The 21,643-nt window shown below is 74.4% G+C and carries 17 protein-coding genes; 10 read left to right on the top strand and 7 right to left on the bottom strand.

Annotated elements, in window-relative coordinates; genetic code table 11:
* Position 1 precedes the first annotated feature (1 nt).
* From AB0I11_RS07990 to AB0I11_RS07980, 3 genes are all read left to right on the top strand, one after another.
* The gene (locus AB0I11_RS07990) at positions 2 to 2,152 is read left to right on the top strand and encodes an EAL domain-containing protein (protein WP_357315059.1); all 2,151 of its coding nucleotides are present in this window, start codon (positions 2 to 4) and stop codon (positions 2,150 to 2,152) included.
* 45 nt (positions 2,153 to 2,197) lie between these two features.
* Positions 2,198 to 2,698 carry a DUF456 domain-containing protein gene (locus AB0I11_RS07985; RefSeq protein ID WP_357315056.1) on the top strand — a complete coding sequence of 167 codons (501 nt, stop codon included), beginning with the start codon at positions 2,198 to 2,200 and terminating at the stop codon, positions 2,696 to 2,698.
* 316 nt (positions 2,699 to 3,014) lie between these two features.
* The gene (locus AB0I11_RS07980) at positions 3,015 to 4,604 is read left to right on the top strand and encodes an amino acid permease (protein WP_357315054.1); all 1,590 of its coding nucleotides are present in this window, start codon (positions 3,015 to 3,017) and stop codon (positions 4,602 to 4,604) included.
* A gap of 60 nt (positions 4,605 to 4,664) precedes the next feature.
* On the opposite strand, the gene AB0I11_RS07975 is transcribed toward AB0I11_RS07980, so the two are convergent.
* A complete protein-coding gene (locus AB0I11_RS07975; protein WP_357315051.1) occupies positions 4,665 to 5,045 on the bottom strand; it encodes a hypothetical protein in 381 nt (126 codons plus the stop codon).
* A 207-nt stretch (positions 5,046 to 5,252) separates the two neighbouring features.
* Between AB0I11_RS07975 and AB0I11_RS07970 the strand changes: the two genes are divergently transcribed.
* From AB0I11_RS07970 to AB0I11_RS07950, 5 genes are all read left to right on the top strand, one after another.
* Positions 5,253 to 6,617: a glutamine synthetase family protein gene (locus AB0I11_RS07970; protein WP_357315049.1), complete on the top strand. Its 1,365-nt coding sequence runs from the start codon at positions 5,253 to 5,255 to the stop codon at positions 6,615 to 6,617.
* Positions 6,618 to 6,771: 154 nt separating this feature from the next.
* Positions 6,772 to 8,127, top strand: coding sequence for an aldehyde dehydrogenase family protein (locus AB0I11_RS07965; RefSeq protein WP_357315046.1), 1,356 nt, complete (start codon positions 6,772 to 6,774; stop codon positions 8,125 to 8,127).
* Positions 8,128 to 8,132: 5 nt separating this feature from the next.
* Complete coding sequence (locus AB0I11_RS07960) at positions 8,133 to 8,900, top strand: 3-oxoacyl-ACP reductase (RefSeq protein ID WP_357315044.1); 768 nt, start codon at positions 8,133 to 8,135, stop codon at positions 8,898 to 8,900.
* A 20-nt stretch (positions 8,901 to 8,920) separates the two neighbouring features.
* Positions 8,921 to 9,625 carry a gamma-glutamyl-gamma-aminobutyrate hydrolase family protein gene (locus tag AB0I11_RS07955; RefSeq protein WP_357315042.1) on the top strand — a complete coding sequence of 235 codons (705 nt, stop codon included), beginning with the start codon at positions 8,921 to 8,923 and terminating at the stop codon, positions 9,623 to 9,625.
* A gap of 253 nt (positions 9,626 to 9,878) precedes the next feature.
* A complete protein-coding gene (locus AB0I11_RS07950) occupies positions 9,879 to 13,541 on the top strand; it encodes a SpoIIE family protein phosphatase (protein ID WP_357315039.1) in 3,663 nt (1,220 codons plus the stop codon).
* Positions 13,542 to 13,660: 119 nt separating this feature from the next.
* On the opposite strand, the gene AB0I11_RS07945 is transcribed toward AB0I11_RS07950, so the two are convergent.
* Positions 13,661 to 13,975: an STAS domain-containing protein gene (locus AB0I11_RS07945; protein WP_357315036.1), complete on the bottom strand. Its 315-nt coding sequence runs from the start codon at positions 13,973 to 13,975 to the stop codon at positions 13,661 to 13,663.
* 95 nt (positions 13,976 to 14,070) lie between these two features.
* On the opposite strand from AB0I11_RS07945, the gene map reads away from it, so the two are divergent.
* Both map and AB0I11_RS07935 read left to right on the top strand, forming a co-directional pair.
* On the top strand, positions 14,071 to 14,928 hold the full coding sequence (map, locus tag AB0I11_RS07940) for a type I methionyl aminopeptidase (protein WP_357315033.1): 858 nt from the start codon (positions 14,071 to 14,073) through the stop codon (positions 14,926 to 14,928).
* Positions 14,925 to 15,641, top strand: coding sequence for a VIT1/CCC1 transporter family protein (locus AB0I11_RS07935; protein WP_357315029.1), 717 nt, complete (start codon positions 14,925 to 14,927; stop codon positions 15,639 to 15,641). Before map ends, AB0I11_RS07935 begins: the two co-directional genes overlap by 4 nt.
* Positions 15,642 to 15,904: 263 nt before the next feature.
* On the opposite strand, the gene AB0I11_RS07930 is transcribed toward AB0I11_RS07935, so the two are convergent.
* From AB0I11_RS07930 to AB0I11_RS07910, 5 genes are all read right to left on the bottom strand, one after another.
* Positions 15,905 to 16,642 (bottom strand): nucleotidyltransferase domain-containing protein, encoded by a 738-nt coding sequence (locus AB0I11_RS07930; RefSeq protein ID WP_357315026.1) that lies wholly within the window; start codon positions 16,640 to 16,642, stop codon positions 15,905 to 15,907.
* Between the two features lie 391 nt (positions 16,643 to 17,033).
* On the bottom strand, positions 17,034 to 17,519 hold the full coding sequence (locus AB0I11_RS07925; RefSeq protein ID WP_357315024.1) for a nitroreductase family deazaflavin-dependent oxidoreductase: 486 nt from the start codon (positions 17,517 to 17,519) through the stop codon (positions 17,034 to 17,036).
* A gap of 61 nt (positions 17,520 to 17,580) precedes the next feature.
* Positions 17,581 to 20,277, bottom strand: a complete 2,697-nt coding sequence (locus AB0I11_RS07920; protein WP_357315021.1) for an FtsX-like permease family protein — start codon at positions 20,275 to 20,277, stop codon at positions 17,581 to 17,583.
* Entirely contained in the window at positions 20,274 to 20,996 is a 723-nt protein-coding gene (locus AB0I11_RS07915) for an ABC transporter ATP-binding protein (RefSeq protein WP_357315019.1), read from the bottom strand. Before AB0I11_RS07915 ends, AB0I11_RS07920 begins: the two co-directional genes overlap by 4 nt.
* A 31-nt stretch (positions 20,997 to 21,027) precedes the next feature.
* A complete protein-coding gene (locus AB0I11_RS07910) occupies positions 21,028 to 21,609 on the bottom strand; it encodes a PadR family transcriptional regulator (protein ID WP_357315015.1) in 582 nt (193 codons plus the stop codon).
* Positions 21,610 to 21,643: the final 34 nt, after the last annotated feature.

Genomic DNA, 21,643 nt, shown 5'->3' with positions numbered 1-21,643 from the left:
CATGCGCGCCCCGGACCCCGAAGGGGGCGGGTTCAGCCGGCCCGGCGCCCAGGCGTACGCCGCCGAATGGGCCCGGGCCGTGCGCCGCATCGCCTTCGTGCCGCTCAGCGCCGCCGAGACCGAGCGGCTGCTGCTGGTGCACACGGTACGGCTGGGTCAGGCGCTGACCGCCCCGACGTTCTCCGCCGACGCGGCGGAGGACGTCGGGCGGGCCCTGGTGGAGGCGCACCTCACCGAGCCCGCTGTGCTCGACTGGTCGGTCCGGGCGCTCGCCGACCGCTTCCTGGCCTGGGTGCTGCCGGTCCAGGTGGACCTGCCCGAGGCGCGTGAGCGGATCGCCGCCCTGCAGGCGGCGCTGGCCGCCGGCTTCGCCCGGGCGCTGCGGGACCGGACGTTCAGCCAGCAGGAGCGGATCGCCCGTTCGGCGTGGCAGGCCCGGGACGCGGTGGAGCAGGCGCTGCGGGACAGCGAGGCCCGGTTCCGGGCGGTCTTCACCGGAGCGGCGATCGGGATCGGCATCGCCGGGATCGACGGCACCATCATCGACGTCAACCAGCCGTTCGCCGACATGCTCGGCTACCGCATCGACGAGCTGCGTGAGATCAACGTGGCGGCGCTGTTCCACGCCGACGACGCGGCCGGCCTGTGGGAGCTGTACCAGGAGCTGATCGAGGGCAAGCACGACAGCGTCCGGGTGGAGAAGCGCTATCACCGCAAGGACGGCAGCGTGGTCTGGACCGACCTCGCCGTGTCGCTGATCCGGCACGACGACGGCCGCCCCCGGTTCACCGTCGCGATGATCGAGGACATCACCCAGCGGTATGAGCTCCAGCAGCGGCTGCGTTTCCAGGCCCTGCACGACCCGCTGACCGGGCTGCCGAACCGCACGCTGTTCTTCGAGACGCTCGCCGAGGTCTTCGCCGGCGCCGGGCCGGAACAGCGGGTGGGGCTCTGCTTCATCGACCTGGACGGCTTCAAGGCGATCAACGACAGCCTCGGACACGACCTCGGCGACCGGCTGCTCAAGGTGATCGCCCGGCGGCTGGCCGACTGCGTGGCCGGCCGGGGCCACCTGGTGGCCCGGATGGGCGGCGACGAGTTCGTCGTGCTGGTCGACTCCGACGGCGGCATCGACGACGCGGTGGAGGTGGCCGAGTTGGCGCTGGCCGCGGTCTCCGCCCCGATCCACGTCGGGGACCAGCAGCTCGCCGTGTCGGCCAGCATCGGCATCGTGGAGTGCCCGGCCGCGGAGACCAGCGCCTCGGAGCTGATGAAGGCCGCCGACACCACCCTCTACTGGGCGAAGGCGGAGGGGCGGGGCCGCTGGGCCGTCTACGACCCGGAACGCAGCGCCGCCGACATCGCCCGCTCGGCCCTGGCGGCGGGGCTGCCGGCCGCGCTGGACCGGGGCGAGTTCGTGGTGCACTACCAGCCCATCGTGTCCCTGCTCGACCGCTCGCTGGTGGCGGTGGAGGCGCTGGTCCGCTGGCAGCACCCCGAGCTGGGCCTGATCGGCCCGGACCGGTTCATCGGGCTGGCCGAGGAGACCGGCCTGATCGTCCAGCTCGGCGCGTGGGTGCTCAAGCAGGCCTGCCGGGACGCGGAGAGCTGGCACCGGGCGTACCCGGGAACCCGGGTGATCGTGAGCGTCAACCTGGCCGCCCGGCAGGCCGACGACCCGGCGATCGTGGAAACGGTCGCGGAGGCCCTGCAGCACACCGGCCTCCCCGCCGAGCTGCTGCAACTGGAGCTGACCGAGAGCGCCGTCATGGGCACCGCCGGGGAGCCGTTGCGCTCCCTGCGCCGCCTCGCCGACCTCGGGGTACGGCTGGCCATCGACGACTTCGGCACCGGGTACTCGAACCTGGCGTACCTGCGGCGGCTGCCGATCCACTGCCTGAAGCTGGCCGGCCCGTTCGTCGAGGGGATCCGGGCCGACGGCGCCGACGCCGTCGCCGACCACCGGGACGAGCGGATCGTCGACGCGCTGGTCCGGTTGGCGCACGCCCTGGAGTTGTGGGTCACCGCCGAGGCGGTGGAGACCGAGGCGCAGGCCGAGCGGCTGCGGGCGTTGCGCTGCGACACCGGCCAGGGCCGCTGGTTCGGCGTTCCGGTGCCGGCGGACCACATCCGCGCCCGGCTGGCTGGGTAAGGAAGGGTTCCCGCCCCGACCGGTGCGGAGGAGGTGAGGAGCACGGTGAGTGTGACCGACACGCAGGCGGTGGTCTCGGTGGTGGCCGCGCTGGCGATCCTGGCCGGGCTGGCCGGAGTGGTGGTGCCGGGGCTGCCGGCGTTGCCGCTCTGCTGGGGCGGGGTGCTGGTGTGGGCGCTGTTCGGCGCCGCCGGCCCGGGACGTTGGGCGGTGCTGGCCGCCGCCACCGTGGTCGCCGCCGGTGGCACCGTGGTCAAGTACCTCTGGCCGGGGCGGAACCTGAAACGCACCGGGGTGCCCACGTCGTCCCTGCTGGCCGGCGGCCTGCTGGGGCTGGTCGGGTTCTTCGTCATCCCGGTGGTCGGCCTGCCGATCGGCTTCGTGGGCGGGATCTGGGGCGCCGAGCGGCTGCGCCTGGGCAGCCATCAGCTCGCCTGGCCGGCCACCATGCAGGCGTTGAAGGCGGCCGGGCTGTCCATGCTGGTCGAGTTCCTGGCGGGCCTGGTCATCGCGGCGCTCTGGGTGGCCGGCCTGCTGTTCGCCTGAGTCCCGCGGCCCTGCCGGGAGCGGCAAGGGTGCGGGCGGCGCGGGGCGTCCGGGGGTACGGCGCAGCGCCGTACGGGAGTGAGAGAGAGGTGGACGTCCCGCGCCGCCGCGCGGCCGGGCGGTGCCGAGCGCCCGGTGCTGGCCCGTCGCGAACGGGCCTGGTCACGGGCTCCAGGATGCCCCCGACCGGACCGGGTTGGCAACGCAATTTGCCCTGGCGGCGGCGGAATCCCCACCGGCGACGTATTGACCGCCCTGAACGTCCGGCTCACACTGCGAGCACTCGTACCGGGGATCCACCTCGAGGAGGTGTGCAGTGGCCACGACGCCCGCGCCGACCGCCGAGCAACCGATGGACGACGACGCCCGACGGCTCGCCGAACTCGGCTACAAGCAGGAGTTGCACCGCAAGTGGAGCGGCTTCTCCAACTTCGCCATCTCGTTCTCGATCATCTCGATCCTGGCCGGCTGCTTCACCACCTTCGGCCAGGCGTGGAACAACGGCGGCCCGGTCGCGATCTCCTGGGGCTGGCCCCTGATCTCCCTGTTCATCCTGATCATCGGTTTCTGCATGGCCGAGCTGGTGTCCGCCTACCCGACGGCCGGCGGCATCTACTGGTGGGCGGCCACCATGGGCCGGCCCGTGCACGGCTGGTTCACCGGCTGGCTCAACCTGATCGGGCTGGTCGCGGTGACCGCCTCGGTCGACTACGGCTGCGCCACCTTCCTCAACCTGACCCTCTCCGCGCTCTTCGACGGCTGGGCCGGCACCGCGCACCAGACCTTCGGGCTGTTCGTGGTGATCCTGGCCCTGCACGGCCTGATCAACATCTACGGCCACCGCGTCATCGACGTACTCCAGAACGTCTCGGTCTGGTGGCACGTGGCCGGCGCGGCCGCGGTGGTGCTGATCCTGGTCCTGGTCCCCGACCGCCACCAGAGCTTCCAGTTCGTCTTCACCGAGCGGTTCAACAACTCCGGCTTCGGCGCCGGCGACACCGGCGGGCTGACCTTCTGGTTCTACGTGCTGCCGTTGGGCTTCCTGCTCACCCAGTACACGATCACCGGCTTCGACGCCTGCGCGCACGTCTCCGAGGAGACCCGCGGCGCGTCGAAGGCTGCCGCCCAGGGCCTCTGGCGTTCGATCTTCTACTCCGCGGTGGGCGGCTGGATCCTGCTGCTCGCCTTCCTCTTCGCGGCCACCGACGTCGACGCCATCAACGAGGCCGGCGGCTTCTCCGGCGCGATCTTCGAGACCTCGTTGACCCCGTTCTTCTTCAAGGCGGTCATCGTCATCTCCACCATCGGCCAGTTCTTCTGCGGGATGAGCTGCGTGACCTCGATGTCCCGGATGGCGTACGCGTTCAGCCGGGACCGGGCGGTGCCCGGCTGGCGGCTCTGGTCCCGGGTGGACCGCAACGGCACCCCGGTCAACGCGATCATCGCGGCCACCCTCGCCGGGCTGGTGCTGACGCTGCCCGCGCTCTACCAGAAGGCCGGCATCCCGGTCGCCTTCTACGCGGTGGTCTCCGTGGCGGTGATCGGGCTCTACCTCTCCTTCCTCATCCCGATCTTCCTGCGGCTGCGGATGGGGAACCGGTTCGTCGCCGGCCCGTGGACGCTGGGGCGCCGGTACCGGCTGCTCGGCTGGATCGCGGTGATCGAGATCGCGGTGATCAGCGTCTACTTCGTGCTGCCGATCGTGCCGGCGGGCGTGCCGGGCAACGCCGACTTCACCTGGACGGCGGTGAACTACGCGCCGCTCGCCATCGGCGGGGTGCTGCTCGGCGTGGCCGTCTGGTGGTACGCCTCGGCGCGGAAGTGGTTCACCGGTCCCCGCCGTACCGTCGACGTGCCGGGACCGCGACCGGCCGCGGACGCCGCGCCGGCCGACGAACCGGCCTGACCCGCGCCGACCGCCGGGCCATGCCGGACCGGGCGAACGGTGGCGCCGCCGTCCGCCCGGTCAGCCGGGAAGCTGCACCCAGCGGGCGGCTGCCTCGAAGGTGTCCGTCGGAGTGGTGTTGAAGGCGATCGCCGCCCCGGGCGCATGCCGGTGGACCAGGTTGACCACGCGTTCGAACAGGTCCAGCTGATTGCGGACACCCCCGCCGATGACGACGCAGTCCCAGGGGCGCGCCTGGAGCGCGGCGGTGATCACGGCCGGTATGTCGTCGCTGCCGTCGAGACCGACCAGGCAGAACTCGGCCGCCACGCCGTGCGCGGTGAAGCGGCTGCGCCCGGCTTCGATGCCGTCCGCCACCGGCTTCGGGTCCCAGGGCCCGGGCACGCGGTAGGGGTCCAGTCCGAGCACGAGCACCCGAGGTGTGCGGGCCGGTGTGTCCACTGGCGAATTCTATGCCGCGCGGCCAGGGAAACGAACGACCCGAGCGGGCCGGCGTCGCCGGCTGGTAGCGGTACCCGGCCGGCGTCCGGGGGCGTCGGCGACCGGCCCGGCTCCGGCGTCCGGCCGATCGCGTTTGCGACGGTGGCCGCAGGGGGCATTGACGGTGATCCGGTTCTGCCAGTAGACCTTGGTGATGGAGGCGCGCCGATGAAGAGAGCCCCGCTCACGCTGGAACAGTTGCGCGTCGCCGTCGCCGAGGGCGAGATCGACACGGTGGTGCTGGCCCTCACCGACATGCAGGGGCGCCTGCAGGGCAAACGGTTCCACGCCCCCTACTTCCTGGACCAGGTCGTCGCGCACGGCAGCGAGGGCTGCAACTACCTGCTCGCGGTCGACGTGGAGATGAACACCGTCGACGGGTACGCGATGTCGAGCTGGGAGCGCGGCTACGGCGACTTCGCCATGAAACCCGACCTGGACACCCTGCGCCGGATGCCGTGGCAGCCGGGCAGCGTGCTGCTCCTGGCGGACCTGGAGTGGCTGGACGGCTCCGGCCCGGTGGTCGCCTCGCCCCGGCAGATCCTGCGCTGCCAGCTCGACCGGCTGGCCGCGCACGGGCTGACCGCGTACGCCGGCACCGAGCTGGAGTTCGTGCTCTGTCGCGACTCGTACGAGGAGGCGTGGCGGCGCGGCTACCGCGACCTGACCCCGGCCAACCAGTACAACGTCGACTACTCGCTGCTCGGCACCGCCCGGGTGGAGCCGCTGCTGCGCCGGATCCGCCGGGAGATGGCCGGCGCGGGGCTGACCCCGGAGAGCGCGAAGGGCGAGTGCAACCTCGGCCAGCACGAGATCGCCTTCCGCTACGACGAGGCGGTGCGGTGCGCCGACCATCACGTGATCTACAAGAACGGGGCGAAGGAGATCGCCGCCCAGGAGGGCATGTCGATCACGTTCATGGCCAAGCCGAACGAGCGGGAGGGCAACTCCTGCCACATCCACTTCTCGCTGCGGGACGCCGCCGGCTCGTCGGCGATGCTGGGCGACGGGCCGGCGCACCTGAGCGTGACCGGGCGGCGGGTGCTGGCCGGGCTGCTCGCCACCATGCGCGAGTTCAGCATCCTGTTCGCGCCGAACATCAACTCCTACAAGCGCTACCAGCCGGGCTCGTTCGCCCCGACGGCGCTGCGCTGGGGCACCGACAACCGCACCTGCGCGCTGCGCCTGGTCGGGCACGGCCAGGGGATGCGGGTGGAGAGCCGGGTGCCCGGGGCGGACGTCAACCCGTACCTGGCGATCGCCGCGCTGGTGGCCGGGGCGGTGCACGGCATCGAGCAGGAGTTGGAGCCGGGCGACGAGTGCACCGGCAACGCCTACGACGACGCCGAAGCCGAGCGTGTCCCCGGCACGCTGCGCGACGCCCTCGCCCTCTGGCAGGACTCGGCGGTGGCCCGGGACGCCTTCGGCGAGGAGGTCGTCGCGCACTACGCCAACCACGCCCGGGTCGAACTCGCCGCCTTCGACGCCGCGGTCACCGACTGGGAGCTCACCCGTGGCTTCGAACGCCTCTAACCCCCCACCCCCACCCCTCCCACCCCCCGCCCCCGCCAACTCCGTCGATCATGGAGTTGTGGCGCCCGGATCGCACCGTCGGCGGCTTCTGTTCGGTGCCACAACTCCATGATCGACGCATCGGAGCGGGAGCGGGAGAGGGGGAGGGAGCGGCGTGGGTGAGGTTTGGGATCCGGCCAGTGGGCAGGTGCTGGCGACGGTGGCGGGGGCGTCGGTCGGTGAGACGGATGCCGCGATCGGTCGGGCGGCACGGGCCTTCGAGTCCTGGCGGGCGGTGGCGCCGGGCGACCGGGCCCGGCTGCTGCGGCGGTTCGCCGCGGTGGTGGACGCGCACCGGGAGGAGCTGGCGCTGCTGGAGGTGCGCAACGCCGGGCACACCATCGGCAACGCCCGGTGGGAGGCGGGCAACGTCCGTGACGTGCTCGACTACTACGCGGGCGCGCCGGAGCGGCTGACCGGCCGGCAGATCCCGGTGCCCGGCGGGCTCGACGTCACCTTCCACGAGCCGCTCGGCGTGGTCGGGGTGATCGTGCCGTGGAACTTCCCGATGCCGATCGCCGGCTGGGGGTTCGCCCCGGCCCTCGCGGCCGGCAACACCGTCGTGCTCAAACCGGCCGAGCTGACCCCGCTGACCGCGCTGCGCCTGGCCGAGATGGCCCTCGAGGCCGGCCTGCCGGAGGGCGTCTTCACCGTCCTGCCCGGGCCCGGCAGCGTGGTGGGCGAGCGGTTCGTAACCCACCCGGCGGTCCGCAAGGTCTGCTTCACCGGCTCCACCGAGGTCGGTACCCGGATCATGGCCGGCTGCGCCGCGCAGGTGAAGCGGGTGACCCTCGAGCTGGGCGGCAAGTCGGCGAACCTGGTCTTCGCCGACGCCGACCTGGGAAAGGCGGCGGCCACCGCGCCGTACGCCGTCTTCGACAACGCCGGCCAGGACTGCTGCGCCCGGTCCCGGATCCTGGTCCAGCGCCCGGTGTACGACCGCTTCCTGGAGCTGCTCGAACCGGCCGTGCGCGCGTTCCGGGTCGAGGACCCGGCCGCCGAGACCGCCGAGATGGGCCCGCTGATCTCCGCCGGGCACCGGGACCGGGTCGCCGGCTACGTCGACGGGGCGACGGTGGCCTTCACCGGCACCTGCCCGGACGGCCCCGGCTTCTGGTACGCCCCGACCGTGCTGCTCGCCGACTCCCCGGCGGACCGGCACTGGCGGGAGGAGATCTTCGGCCCGGTGGTGTCGGTGCTGCCGTTCGACGACGAGGCCGACGCGATCCGGCTGGCCAACGACACCGAGTACGGCCTCTCCGGCTCGATCTGGACCCGGGACGTGGGCCGGGCGATCCGGGTGGCCCGGGCGGTCGAGTCGGGCAACCTGAGCGTCAACTCGCACTCCTCGGTGCGCTACTGGACCCCGTTCGGCGGGATGAAGCGCTCCGGCCTCGGCCGGGAGCTGGGTCCGGACGCGTTGCACGCCTTCACCGACGTCAAGAACGTGTTCATCAGCACGGAGGAGTGAGCAGAGTGCAGGGTCGACTGACGGACCGGGTAGCGGTGGTGACCGGCGCGGGCAGCGGGATCGGGCTGGCCACCGTCCGCCGCTTCGCGGCCGAGGGTGCGCGGGTGGTCTGCGTGGACATCGACGCGGGGGCGGGCGAGCGGGCCGCCGCGGCGGTGGGTGGGGAGTTCGTCGCGGCCGACGTTTCCGACGAGGCGGCGGTGCGGGACCTCTTCGACGGGGTGGCGCGCCGGCACGGCCGGGTGGACGTGGCGTTCAACAACGCCGGCATCTCGCCGCCGGACGACGACTCCATCCTGGAGACCGGGCTGGACGCCTGGGAGCGGGTGCTGCGGGTCAACACCACGAGCGTCTACCTGTGCTGCAAGTACGCCATCCCGCACATGCGCCGGCAGGGCAAGGGCTCGATCATCAACACCGCCTCGTTCGTGGCGCTGATGGGCGCGGCCACCTCGCAGATCGCCTACACCGCCAGCAAGGGCGGGGTGCTGGCGATGACCCGGGAGCTGGGTGTGCAGTTCGCCCGGGAGGGCATCCGGGTCAACGCGCTCTGCCCCGGCCCGGTCGCCACCCCGCTGCTGCTGGAGCTCTTCGCCAAGGACCCGGAGCGGGCCGCCCGCCGCCTGGTCCACGTGCCGATGGGCCGGTTCGGCAACCCCGAGGAGATCGCCGCCGCGGTCGCCTTCCTGGCCAGCGACGACGCCTCGTTCATGACGGCCGCGCAGTTCGTGGTGGACGGCGGCATCACCGGCGCGTACGTCACCCCACTGTGAGCGCGAGGACCCGCGCTACGGTGAGCCGGCCACTGATCGGGATCACCGCGTACGCCGAGCCCGCCGGCTGGGCGGTGTGGCGCGACGTGCCCGCGGTGCTGGTGCCCCGGGCGTACGTCCAGGCGGTGACCGCGGCGGGCGGGCGGGCCGTGGTGCTGCCGCCCGACGACACCGACGCCGACGTGCTGCGGGTGCTGGACGGGCTGCTGCTGGCCGGCGGCGCCGACGTCGGCCCGGAGCGGTACGGCTCGCCGCCCGACCCGCGCACCGAGAGCCGGCCGGACCGGGACGCCGGGGAGCTGGCCCTGCTGGCCGGCGCGCTCGAGGCCGACCTGCCGGTGCTCGGCGTCTGCCGGGGGATGCAGCTGCTCGCGGTCGCGCACGGCGGCGCGCTGCACCAGCACCTGCCCGACGTGCTGGGCCACGACGGCCACCGCCCGGCCCCCGGGGTGTACGGCTCGCACCCGGTCCGGTTCGCCCCGGGCACCGTGGCCGGGACGGTGATGGCCGGGGTGGACCGGGTCAACTCGTACCACCATCAGGGGGTGGCCGATCCGGGCGGCCTGGTGGTGACCGGGTGGGCCGACGACGGCGTGGTGGAGGCCGTCGAGGATCCGCGGCGGCGCTTCCTGCTCGGGGTGCAGTGGCATCCGGAACACGACCCGGATCCCCGCCCGGTGGCCGCCCTGGTCCGCGCCGCCGCCGGTCGGGACGGTCCGGTGTAGCCGGGATCACACCCCGGGCGTCGCGGCGGAGCCGGGCGCTCGCGGCGCCGAGGACCCTCGGCGCTGGACCGCGGCTGGTCGTGGCGCCGCGCCCCGCTCGACTCGCACCCCGGCCGCGGTTGGGCCAGGATGAGGCGGGAGTAATAAGCGACCCCGGGCCGCCATGCGTTACGTTGCTCCCTCGCCGGGGTAGAAGGCGGGGACGACCGGCGCGCCTGCCGGTCGTCGTGAACTGCCCGGATCGGGAGGCTGCATGGGCTCGGCCCAGGGGGGCGGGGACGTTCGTCGTTCGTCCTCGGGGACGGGGGAAGCACAACTGCCGGCACTGCTCGCCGCGGCGTTCGCCGCCGGTGGTGAGATGGGCGAGCGGCTGGGCGGCTTCGACTGGTCCACCAGCGCGCTCGGCACCCCGGACAGTTGGCCCGCGGCGCTCGGCCACGCGGTCAGCACCATGCTCTCGTCCCGGGCCCAGATCGTGCTCTTCTGGGGCGAGGAGCACCTGGCCTTCTACAACGACGCCTACCGGCCCACCATCGGCGACAAGCACCCGGCGGTGCTCGGCCAGCCCGCCCGGCAGTACTGGGCGGAGACCTGGGACGTGCTCGGGCCGCTGCTGGACGGGGTACGCCGCACCGGCGAGCCGTACCGCGGCGAGAATCATCCGTTCCTGCTCAACCGGCACGGCTTCCTGGAGGACGTCTACTTCGACATCTCGTACGACCCGATCCGGGAGGCCGACGGCAGCGTCAACGGGGTGTTCTGCTTCGTCAACGAGACCACCGGCCGGGTGCTCGGCGAGCGCCGGCTGCGTGCCCTCGCCGAACTGGGCTCCGAGTTGGCCGACGTGCAGGGCGGCGTGGAGCTGGGTCGCGCGGTCGCCCGGGTGCTCGACGCCCACCGCGCCGACGTGCCGTTCAGCGCCGTCTGGCTGCACGACGAGACGGGCGTGCCGGCGCTGGCCGGGTGCGCCGGGGTCGAGGCCGGCCTGGTCGCTGGGGGACCGCCCCCGGCGGGCGACGGGTCGACCCCGGACGCCGCGTACTGGGTGTCGGTGGCCGACCTGCTCGGCCAGGTGCCGCCGGACGCCGCCGACCGGGCCCTGGTGCTGCCGCTGGTCGCCACCAACGAGCCGGCCGGGGTGCTGCTGCTCGGGGTGGCCCGCCGGTTGCCCTTCACCGACGACTACCGCGACTTCATCGACCTTGTCGCCGCCCAGGTCTCCCGGGCCGTCGGCAAGCAGCGGGCGTACGAGCAGGAGCGCGCCCGGGCCGCCGAGCTGGCCGCCCTGGACCGGGCCAAGACCAACTTCTTCGCCAACGTCAGCCACGAGTTCCGGACCCCGCTCACCCTGGTCCTCGGCCCGCTGGAGGACCTGCTCGTCGACCCGGCGCTGCCGCCGGCGTACCTCGAGCGGTTGACCATGATGCACCGCAACGCGCTGCGCCTGCTCAAGCTGGTCAACACCGTGCTGGACTTCTCCCGGCTGGAGTCCGGGCGGCTGGCCGCCCGCTACCAGCCCACCGACCTGGCCGACTTCACGGCCCGGCTGGCCAGCACCTTCCGCTCCGTCACCGAGCGGGCCGGGCTGCGCCTCGTGGTGGACTGCCCGCCGCTGCCCGCGCCCGTCTACGTGGACCGGGACATGTGGGAGAAGATCGTGCTCAACCTGGTCTCCAACGCCGTGAAGTTCACCTTCGACGGGGAGATCGAGGTCGTGGTCCGGGCCCGCGACGGCGCCGCCGTGCTGGCCGTGCGCGACACCGGCGTCGGCATCGCGCCGGAGCAGCTGCCGCAGGTCTTCGAACGCTTCCACCGGGTGCCCGGCTCCCGCGCCCGCACCTACGAGGGCACCGGCATCGGCCTGGCCCTGGTCCGCGAGCTGGTCGAGATGCACGGCGGCACGGTCCGCGCGGACAGCGTCGTCGACGAGGGCACCACCTTCACCGTGACGATCCCCTTCGGCTACGGGCATCTGCCCGCGGACCGGGTGTCGGCGCTCGCCCCGGTGCCGTTGCGCGAGCGGGAACAGGCCCGGCTCTACGTCGCCGAGACCACGCTCTGGACCGATGAGGTGAGCCGGCCGGCCGGCCTGCCGGAGGCGACCGGCACCGTGGCGGGCTCGGGCCGGATCCTGCTCGTCGACGACAACGCCGACCTGCGCGAGCACGTCAGCCGGCTGCTCTCCCCGGCGTACGAGGTGGTCGCCGTGCCGGACGGGGTGGAGGCGCTGCGGCTGGCCGTCGACGCCCCGTTCGACCTGGTGCTGACCGACGTGATGATGCCCCGGCTGGACGGCTTCGGGCTGGTCACCGCGCTGCGCGCCAACCCGGCCACCCGGCACGTGCCGATCGTGCTGCTCAGCGCCCGGGCCGGCGCGGCCGAGGAGGTCGCCGGGCTGGCGGTCGGCGCGGACGACTACCTCACCAAGCCCTTCTCCAGCCAGGAGCTGATCGCCCGGGTCCGGGCCAACGTCGAGCTGGGCCAGCTCCGGGGCCAGATCATCCGCCGGCTGCGGGCGCTCGCCGACGCCGCCGTGGCGGTTAACACCGCCCGGTCCACCGCCGACGTGGTGCAGGTCGCGGCGCGGCACGCGCTCAGCCTGGCCGAGGCCGGCCGGGTGGTGGTCACCGCCACCGGGGCGCGCTACGAGGCGGACGGCGGCGGGGACGTCTCCACCGAGCCGTCGGTGGTGCTGCCGCTGACCGGCACCACCGACGAGCAGCTCGGCGAGCTGCGGGTCTGGCGGCGGGAGGGCGGCGGCACCGAACAGGCGGTGCTCACCGAGCTGGCCCGGCTGGTCGGCGTACGGCTGGAGAACGCCCAGCTCTACGAGGCCGAACACCGGATCGCCACCACCCTCCAGCACAGCCTGCTGCCGCGTACGCTGCCGCAGCTGCCCGGCGCCGTGGTGGCCAGCCGCTACCTGCCGGGCAGCGCCGACGTCGAGATCGGCGGCGACTGGTACGACGTGATCCGCGCCCCCGACGACGAGCTGGTGCTGGTGATCGGCGACGTGGTCGGCAAGGGCGTGCGGGCCGCCGCCGCCATGGGCCAGCTTCGCAACGCGTTGCGCGCGTACGTGCTGGAGGGCTTCGACCCGGGCGGGGCGCTGACCCGCCTCAACCACCTGGTCTGCTCCACCGAGGGCGGTTCGTTCGCCACCGTGGTCTGCCTCTGGTTCTCGCCGCGCACCGGCCGGCTGCGCTACGCCAGCGCCGGCCACCCGTCGCCGCTGCTGGTCCGGGGAGCCGACGTGACGTTCCTGCACGACCGGGCCCTCGGGCCGCCGATCGGCGCGATCCCCCAGGCCGAGTACCGGACCCTCGAAGGCGACCTGGCCCCCGGTGAGCGGCTGCTGCTCTACACCGACGGCCTGATCGAGGACCGGCGCAGCGGCATCGACGTCGGCCTGGACCAGCTCCGGTCGGACGCGACCGCCCGGGCCGGGCACGTGTCCGACCTGGTCGACGCGGTGGTGCGGCGGGTGTCCGGGCGGACCCGGCACGACGACGTGGCGGTGCTGGCGCTGGAGGCGGCCGAGTTGAACCGGTTCAGCCTGCGGCTGCCCGCCGACCCGACCCGGCTCAGCGTGCTGCGCAAGCGGCTGGAGAACTTCCTCGTCGCCCACCAGGTCGGCGAGAACGACCTGTTCGACCTGACCGTGGCGATCTCCGAGGCCGCCGCGAACGCCATCGAGCACCCGGTGTCCCCGGTGGAGCCGGTGATCGAGGTCGACGTCACCATCGCCGACGGCACGGTGACCGCCACCATCCGGGACAGCGGCCGCTGGCGGGAGTCGAGCGGATCGACCTTCCGGGGCCGGGGGCTGGCGTTGATCCAGGCGCTCGGCGAGCTGGCCGTGACCCGTACCGACCGGGGCACCGAGGTGACCCTGCGCCGCCGGCTGTCGGACTGACCGCGGCGGGCCGGCCGGTCGGGGCGCGGCGGGCTGGTCGGTCGGGGGTGCGGCGGGCTGCTCGCTCGGTTGGTCGGGGGCGCGCGGGCCGGACGGTCAGAGCGCGGCGGGCCGGTCGGTCAGGCGGGGCGCAGCCATTCCTGCTCGCCGAGCCCGGCGACGTCGAGCACCCGCCGGACCTGACGGGACGGCAGCACGGTCAGCGCGCCGGGCAGCCGCTGCGCCAGCCGGACCACCGCGTGGATGGCGGCCGAATCGAAGAAGGTGACCCCGTGCAGGTCGAGCGTGACGTGCTCGGCCGGCTCACCGAGGACGGTCCGGAGCATGGTGTCGGCGCTGGCCATGTCGACCTCACCCACCACCACGACCCGAAGCCGGTCACCGTCGACCTCCGCGGTGGCGGAGAAGACGGGAGGTGCGCCCCCTTGATCCACGCAGCAACAATGGCACAGCGGTTGCAGGGCGGCAACAACGCCCACGGGCCGGCCGTGGCCGGGGTCACCCGGGCCCGCGGCGATAGGCTGGAGCCATGACCGTCCGTGCGCCGCTGACCCCTGGCACGCTCTCCCCGTGGCGAGCGGTACCCGCCCACATCCCGCGCCCCGAGTACGTGGGCAAGAAGCGCCCGCAGGAGTGGCGCGGCTCGCACGTACAGCCGCCGGAGACCATCGAGAAGATGCGGCTCGCGGGCAAGCTCGCCGCCCAGGCCACCCAGTTGGCGGGCGAGCACTGCAAGCCGGGGGTGACCACCGACGAGATCGACAAGGTGGTCCACGAATTCCTCTGCGACAACGGCGCGTACCCGTCGACGTTGGGCTACAAGGGCTTCCCGAAGTCCTGCTGCACCAGCCTCAACGAGGTGATCTGCCACGGCATCCCGGACTCGACGGTGCTCGAGGACGGCGACATCATCAACGTGGACGTCACCGCGTACCTGAACGGCGTGCACGGAGACACCGACGCCACCTTCTGCGTGGGCGAGGTGAGCGAGGAGGCCCGGCTGCTCGTCGAGCGGACCCACGAGGCCATGATGCGCGGCATCAAGGCGGTCGCCCCGGGCCGGCAGATCAACGTGATCGGGCGGGTCATCGAGTCGTACGCCAAGCGGTTCGGCTACGGCGTGGTGCGCGACTTCACCGGCCACGGCATCGGCGAGTCCTTCCACAGCGGCCTGTACGTGCCGCACTACGACAGCCCGCGCCCCACCGACCTGATGGAGCCCGGGATGACGTTCACCATCGAGCCGATGATCACGCTGGGCACCCACCAGTACGACATGTGGGAGGACGGCTGGACGGTGGTCACCAAGGACCGCCGGTGGACGGCGCAGTTCGAGCACACCATCGTCGTGACCGACGACGGCTACGAGATCCTGACCCTGCCGTGACCGAGACCCCGGCGGCGCTGCGCGAGGCGCACCACGCGGACGTGTCCGGCGGCTGGCTGCGGCCGGCCGTGTTCGGCGCGATGGACGGCCTGGTCACCAACATCGCCCTGATCGCCGGCGTCGGCGGCGGCGGGGTCTCGCCGCGCAGCGTCGTGCTCACCGGCACCGCCGGCCTGGTCGCCGGCGCCATCTCGATGGGCCTGGGCGAGTACACCAGCGTCCGGTCCGCCAACGAGCAGGTGGCCGCCGAGGTGGCCAAGGAGCGGCGCGAGCTGGAACGCCACCCGGAGGCCGAGGCCCGTGAGCTGGCCGACGCCTGGGTGGCCCGCGGCCTGCCCAGGGATCTCGCCACGCAGGTGGCCGAGGCGGTCCGGCGCAACCCGGAGGAGGCGCTGCGGGTGCACGTCCGGGAGGAGTTGGGCGTCGACCCCGACGAGCAGCCCAGCCCGTGGGCGGCGGCGGTTTCGTCGTTCCTCTGCTTCTCCATCGGCGCCCTGGTGCCCCTGCTGAGCTACCTGGTCGGCTTCACCCACCTCTGGCTGGCGCTCGCCGTCGGCGGGGTGGGGCTCTTCGTGGCCGGCGCGATCGTCGCCCGCTTCACCAACCGGCCCTGGTGGTCGGGCGGCCTGCGGCAACTCCTGCTGGGCGCCCTCGCCGCCGGCGCGACCTACCTCGTGGGCGCCCTGATCGGCATCCAGGGCGGAATCGGCTGACGCCACACCGCGCCGCCACACCGCGCCGCCACGCCGGGTGATCCACTCGGGTTGCGGCAAATGGGGGTTTCGGCGGCCGGCGAGGGCCCCATTTGCCGCAGTCGGGCGCGGGCGCGGCTGGTGAGGCCACGACTTGCCGCAATCCGGGGCCGGGTCGGGCGGGCTGGGCCGGGCGGGCTGAGCCGGGCGGACTGGGCGGGCTGGGCTGAACCGGGCTGGGCGGGCCGAGCCGGGCGGGTCGGGCGGGTCGGCTTGCTGGGGCGTCAGTTGGTGAGGAGGTCGGTGACGGTGCCGTCGATCGGGTGGCCCCGGGCGGTCAACTCCTCGGCCTGCCGGGCCAGCACCGCGCCGACCTCGGTCATGTCCGCTCCGGCCAGCCCGGTACGTCGGACCGCGTCGCCCGGGTCACGGAAGTAGGTGCGGCTGAACAGCCCCTGCACGGTGGCCGCGGCCAGCCGCGCCTCGCCGAGCATGAGCAGCGCCTGGTCGGTCTCGTACCACTCGGCGAGCCGGAGCGCGCGGGCGTGCGCCGCGCTGCCCCGGTACCACGCTTGACGGGCGGCGGCGGTGAACTCGGCCGGCCGGGCCCGGGCCAGCCGGGCCAGGTGCTCGTCGCGCAGGGTCCGCAGCCAACCGGTCGGGTCGTGCAAGGCACGGGTGGTGACGTACCGGTCGGCGGCCAGCGGCCAGCGCGGGGTGATGGCGCGGGCCTGCCGCAGGTAGTCGTCGGCCGCGGCCACGGTGAGGTCGACCAGCACCCCGTCCACCCGACGGGTGGCCGGCGCCGGCCCGCCGCCCGGACGGTAGGTGACCAGCAGCAGCCCCACCTCGCCGTCTCCGCCGCCGTCGTCATCGCCGTGGGCCAGTGGGCCGTGCACCGCCACGGCGAGCAGGTCGGCCGCGAACCGGCGCAGCGCCGCCTCGGTGACCCGCTCGGCGACTCGCCACCGGGGGTCGTCCAGGTGCCGGTCGGTCTCCAGTTCGGCGTCCCTGGCGTCCACGGCCCACCTCCGATCCGCCGGCCCGCATCGACCGCCCACCACCCTAGCCAGGCTCCGGGCCCCCGGCCCTCCGCCGCGCCCGGCCGTCATCCGGGGACGCCGCGTCACTCGGGAACGGGCGCGCCACCCGGGAACGGGCGCGCCACCCGGGAACGGGCGCGCCACCCGGGAACGGGCGCGCCACCCGGGGAAGGCCGCGCCAGCCGGGGACGCCGCGCCAGCCGGGGACGCCCCGCAGCGGGGCGGCGTTGCCGCGGGTCGGTCGGTGTGGGCAGGGCTGCGTCGACGCCCGTCGTCCGTTCGGGGCAGGTCGGGCCGGTGCCCGTCGGCCCGGCCGCGGGTTGCCCCGACGCTGGTGCCCGGGCCGGGATCCGGTCCGGCGGTGAGCCGGTCAGGCCGACGGCGCGGGGCTGTCGGTCGGGACCAGGCGGAACACCCGGATCTCCCGGCCACCGGCCCGTTCCACGTAGGTGCGGTACGCCGGCCACTCGGCGACCAGCCGGGCGAAGAGCCGTTCCCGTTCCTCGCCGCTGATCTGCTCCGCGCGGACCGGGATCCGACGGCCCCGGACGTCGATCTCGACGACCGGCTGGGCGAGCAGGTTCAGTGACCAGGCGGGCTGCTGCTGCTGGCCCCAGTTCGAGCCGATCACCACGTACGCGTCGCCGTCCGGCACGTACAGCAGGGGGTTGCTGCGCGGCTTGCCGGAGCGGCGGCCGGTGGTGGTCAGGACCAGCGAGGGCACCAGGCCGAACGCGACCACCCGGCCCTTCGTCAACCGGCCGACCAGCCGGTCGGCGGGGACGAGCAGGCGCATGGTGGCGCCGAACCACTTCTGGTGACCGAGGCGGCGGGTGAGGGTTCCCAGGGCGGACACCCGACCAGTGTGCCGGCCGCGCGCCCCGCGCGACAGTCCCCGCCGGTTCGGGCGGGCCGGCTCAGTCCAGCCGGCGCTCGACCGGCAGCCGCGATCGGGTGAGCAGGCCCGCCCCGAGCATGGCCACCAGCGGCACCACCACCAGCACCGCCAGGGTCAGCCCCGGCACCACCAGCGGGTACGGCTCGGGGGCCGGCCAGAGTCGGGCGTACTGCCGGTTGAGGGAGAGCAGGATGATGGCCACCGAGCCGAGGCCGGCGGCGATGCCGAGCGCCGATCCGAGCACCGCGATCACCCCGGCCTGGCAGAGTGAGAGCAGCCGGCGTACCCGGGGATCGGCGCCGACCGCGGCGAGCGTGGACAGGTCCCGGCGGCCCTCGGCGGCGGCCAGGCCGGTGGCTACGCCGGCCGCGCCCAGGGTGATCACACCGGAGGCGACGGCCAGCAGGATCAGCAGCGGGCGCTGGTTGGACGGCGGCGCCTCGGTGGACACCTGCACCGTGAGCGGGCCCACCTCGGACAGTTCGGCCCTGAGCAGGTCCCGCTCCCGGTCGGTGGGCGGACGGTCCGGGTCGACCAGGTAGCCGAGCGGGTCCCCGACCAGACCGACCGCGGCCGCCGCGGCGGGGGAGAGGACGAGCCGCTCGACGGGGAGTCCGCCGCGCAGCGCGTACCCGGGCAGCGCCCGGCTGACCGTGAGGGCCCCTGGACCGCGACTGACCTCGATGGTCGCCCGGCCGTCCACCAACCGCCGGGGATCGGTGACCACGACCCCGCCGGCCCGCAGCGTCCGGGTGGCGGCGGCCACCTCGTCGGGCGGGGCACCGGTGAGCGCGGTCAGGGTGGCGCCGTCGTCGACCACGGAGGTCAGGCCGATGTCGCTCGGCTCCCGGTACGGCTGGACGCAGCGGGGATCGTCGAGGGCCCGTTCCCGCCCGGGACCGTCCTCCTTCCAGAGGTCGTACGGGCAGTTGTGCTCCGGCGGCAGCACCGTGTTGACCGCGCAGTAGTCGTCCGGGCCGGCGGAGCGGGCGCAGCCGGGGGCGGCGAGCGGGACGACCAGGGCGCCCGGCAGCACGGACCGGACCCGCTGCGCGACCTCGTCGACGGCCGGCAGTGGCCCGGTGCCGGGCAGGTCGTCGCGGATCAGCACCACGTTGCCGGGCGGCAGCCCGGGCTGCCAGGCGGCCTGGCTGCGGGCGTCGTCGCTGGCCACGTAGACGCCGAGGGCGACGCTGCCGGCCACCGCCGCCATCACCGCCGAGATGGCCGGGGCGGCCGAGGACCGGTTGCGGCTGGCGTCGCGCAGCGCGAGCCGGGGCGTCAGCGGCAGCAGCCGGCCCAGCCGGGCCAGCAGCCCGACCAGCGTCGGGGTGCAGCAGACCAGGCCCAGCTCACCGAGGATCAGCCCGGTCAGCACCACGGACGGGGTGCTGCGACCACTGCCCAGCGCGGCGACCGCGGCGCCGGCGATGGTGAGCAGCACGCCGAGCACCAGCCAGCGCAGCCGGTGCCGGGGTGGTTCTCGGCGGCCCGCGAGGCCGGCCACCACGTCCTGCCGGGCCGCCGTCCAGGCCGGGGCGAGCGCCGCCAGCACCCCGGCCAGCACCGCCACCGCGGCGATCGCCGCCAGCGCCGCCGGGAAGATCCGGTACCCGCCGAAGCGCTGCTGGACCAGGTACTGCTCGACCAGCGGGCGGCCGGCGAGCGCCGCGCCGACCCCGATCAGCAGTCCGAGCGCCGCCCCGCCGGCGCCGAGCACCACCCCGTCGGCGAGCACGATCCGGCGCAGGTGTGCGGCGTCGCCGCCGGCCACCGCCACCAGGGCGAGGTCCCGGCGGCGCCGGCGTACCGCCACGGCGAAGGCCGGTCCGACCAGCAGGACCACCTCGAGCAGCCCCAATCCGCTCACCAGGACGGCGGTGCCGGTCTGCTCCGCGTCGGGCAGCCCCGGGCCGGTGTAGACCGGGTCCCGCCCGGGCACCGGGGCCCGGGCGGTGACCACGATGCCGCGGGCGTTCAGCCGGTCGACCAGCGCCCGGTCGACCGGTCCGGGCAGGTCCACCAGCCAGCTCTCGTCGCGGGGCGGGGCGGCGGGCGGCTCCGGCCGGAGCGCCACGACCTCGCGCAGGTTGTCCGGGAACTCCACCACCCCGACCACGGTGTAGCCGGTGCCGTCGGTGGTCCACACCCGGTGGCCGAGCTGCACGCCGAGCCGGCGCAGCAGGCGCGGGCTGACCGCGATCTCGTCCGGGGCGCTCGGCCGCCGGCCGTCGCGCAGCGCCGCCAGCGGGCGGGTGATCGGGTCGGCCAGGTCGACGGACCGGGCGTCGATGCCGACGATCCGGCCGTTGACGCGCACCTCGAACGGGATCCACCGGCGCAGCAGCGAGACCCGGCTGCCGGCGGGCAGGAGCGAGCGGATCTCGTCGGCCGTCACCGGGCGGGTCCGCGGCACCAGCTCGCCCTCGCCCTCGGGCGCGCCGTAGCCCTCGCCCCAGGCGTCCTGACGTACCGGGCTCGCCGCCGCCCAGCGCAGCTCCGCGTCGGCCGCGCCGAGCCGCCGATCCAGTTCCTCGGCCCGGGTGAGCTGGGCCATGTCGTAGCTCACCGCGACGAAGCTCAGCGCCAGCACGGGCAACGCGATCATGGCCAGCACGAGGGCGGTGCGACCCCGGGCCCGGCGGGCCTCCCGGCGGGCGATCCGCAGTGCGGTCCGCCACGAGCCCAGCATGCCGGCCAGCCGCTGCCGGCTCACCGCCCGCTGCCGCTGAGCAGGTGCTCGACGCCGACCAGCGGGGCCGTCGAGTCGACCAGCACCCCGTCGCGGAGGAAGACCACCCGGTCGGCCCAGCCGGCGTGCCGGGCCTCGTGGGTGACCAGCACGCCCGCCGCGCCGGCGTCGACCCGGCGGCGCAGCAGGTGCAGCACCGCCTCGCCGGCCTCCGAGTCGAGCGCGCCGGTGGGCTCGTCGGCGAGGACCAGACGCCGCTCGCCGACCAGGGCCCGGGCGATCGCCACCCGCTGCTGCTGGCCGCCGGAGAGCTGGTCCGGGAACCGGTCGCCCAGCCCGTCCAGGCCGACCTCCGCGAGCGCGGCCAGCGCCAGCCGGCGGGCGGCGCGTACGCCGGTGCCGTCGAGTTCCAGCGGCAGCGCCACGTTCTCCGCCGCGGTGAGGCTGCCGATCAGGTTGAGGTCCTGGAAGACGTAGCCGATCCGGCGGCGGCGCAGCCGGGCCAGCTCGCGGGGGCCGAGCCCGCCCAGCGCCTCCCCCTCGACCAGCACGTCGCCGCCGGTCGGGCGGTCCAGCCCGCCGGCCAGGGCCAGCAGGGTGGACTTGCCGGAGCCGGAGGGGCCCATCACGGCGACCAGTTCGCCGGCCGAGACGCTCAGGCCGACCCCGCGCAGGGCGTGCACCGCGGTCGCCCCGCTGCCGTGGGTCCGGTGCACGTCCCGCAGTTCCAGCACCGCGCTCATCCGTGTCCCTCCCGCCGCCGGCGCCGCCGGCTCACCGGCGGGCCGCCTCATCGGTCCGGTCCACCGCCTCGGGGTGGCCGGCCGGGCGGCTCGGCGCGGGCCGGAAGCGCACCAGGCTGGTCTCGCAGTGGTCGAGCCAGCGGACCTCCGCCTCGGCCTGGAAGATCATCGCGTCCAGCACCAGCCGCCAGGGCAGATCCTCCGGCTTGTCGCTGGCGTACTTCAACCGGGTCAACTCCTGCAACGCGCGGATGGTCGCGCTGCGCTGGGTCTGCACGACCGCGCGCACGTCCACCCCGGGCGTGGTCAACGCGAGGGCCAGCTTGATGGACAGCTCGTCGCGGGGGCGGTCGGCGCGGCTGATCGGGGTGGCGAACCAGAGCGCCAGGTCCGCCCGCCCGGCGTCGGTGATCTCGTACGGCCGCTGCCCGGCCTCGCTCTCCGGCAGCGGGCGGACCAGCCCGTCGCGTTCCAGCCGGGCCAGGGTGGTGTAGACCTGCCCGATGTTCAGCGGCCAGGTCGAGCCGGTCGACTCCTCGAAGGCGGCCCGGAGTTGGTAGCCGTACATCTGGCCGCGCTCGAGCAGGGCGAGCAGGCCGTGGCGGATCGACATGGCCAGGAGTATGCATACCTGGTATGCGGACTGC

The sequence above is a fragment of the Micromonospora sp. NPDC050495 genome (assembly GCF_040655175.1).
Taxonomy (GTDB): Bacteria; Actinomycetota; Actinomycetes; order Mycobacteriales; family Micromonosporaceae; genus Micromonospora.
Note: the sequence above shows the minus strand (reverse complement) of the source record. Positions and strands in the feature narration are given on the sequence as shown.

Excerpts from the sequence above, each read along its gene's own strand:
- AB0I11_RS07950 (WP_357315039.1), top strand. The coding sequence starts at position 9,879 with ATGGGCTCGGCCCAGGGGGGCGGGGACGTTCGTCGTTCGTCCTCGGGG.
- AB0I11_RS07910 (WP_357315015.1), bottom strand. The coding sequence starts at position 21,609 with ATGTCGATCCGCCACGGCCTGCTCGCCCTGCTCGAGCGCGGCCAGATG.
- map (WP_357315033.1), top strand. The coding sequence starts at position 14,071 with ATGACCGTCCGTGCGCCGCTGACCCCTGGCACGCTCTCCCCGTGGCGA.
- AB0I11_RS07915 (WP_357315019.1), bottom strand. The coding sequence starts at position 20,996 with ATGAGCGCGGTGCTGGAACTGCGGGACGTGCACCGGACCCACGGCAGC.
- AB0I11_RS07970 (WP_357315049.1), top strand. The coding sequence starts at position 5,253 with ATGAAGAGAGCCCCGCTCACGCTGGAACAGTTGCGCGTCGCCGTCGCC.
- AB0I11_RS07990 (WP_357315059.1), top strand. The coding sequence starts at position 2 with ATGCGCGCCCCGGACCCCGAAGGGGGCGGGTTCAGCCGGCCCGGCGCC.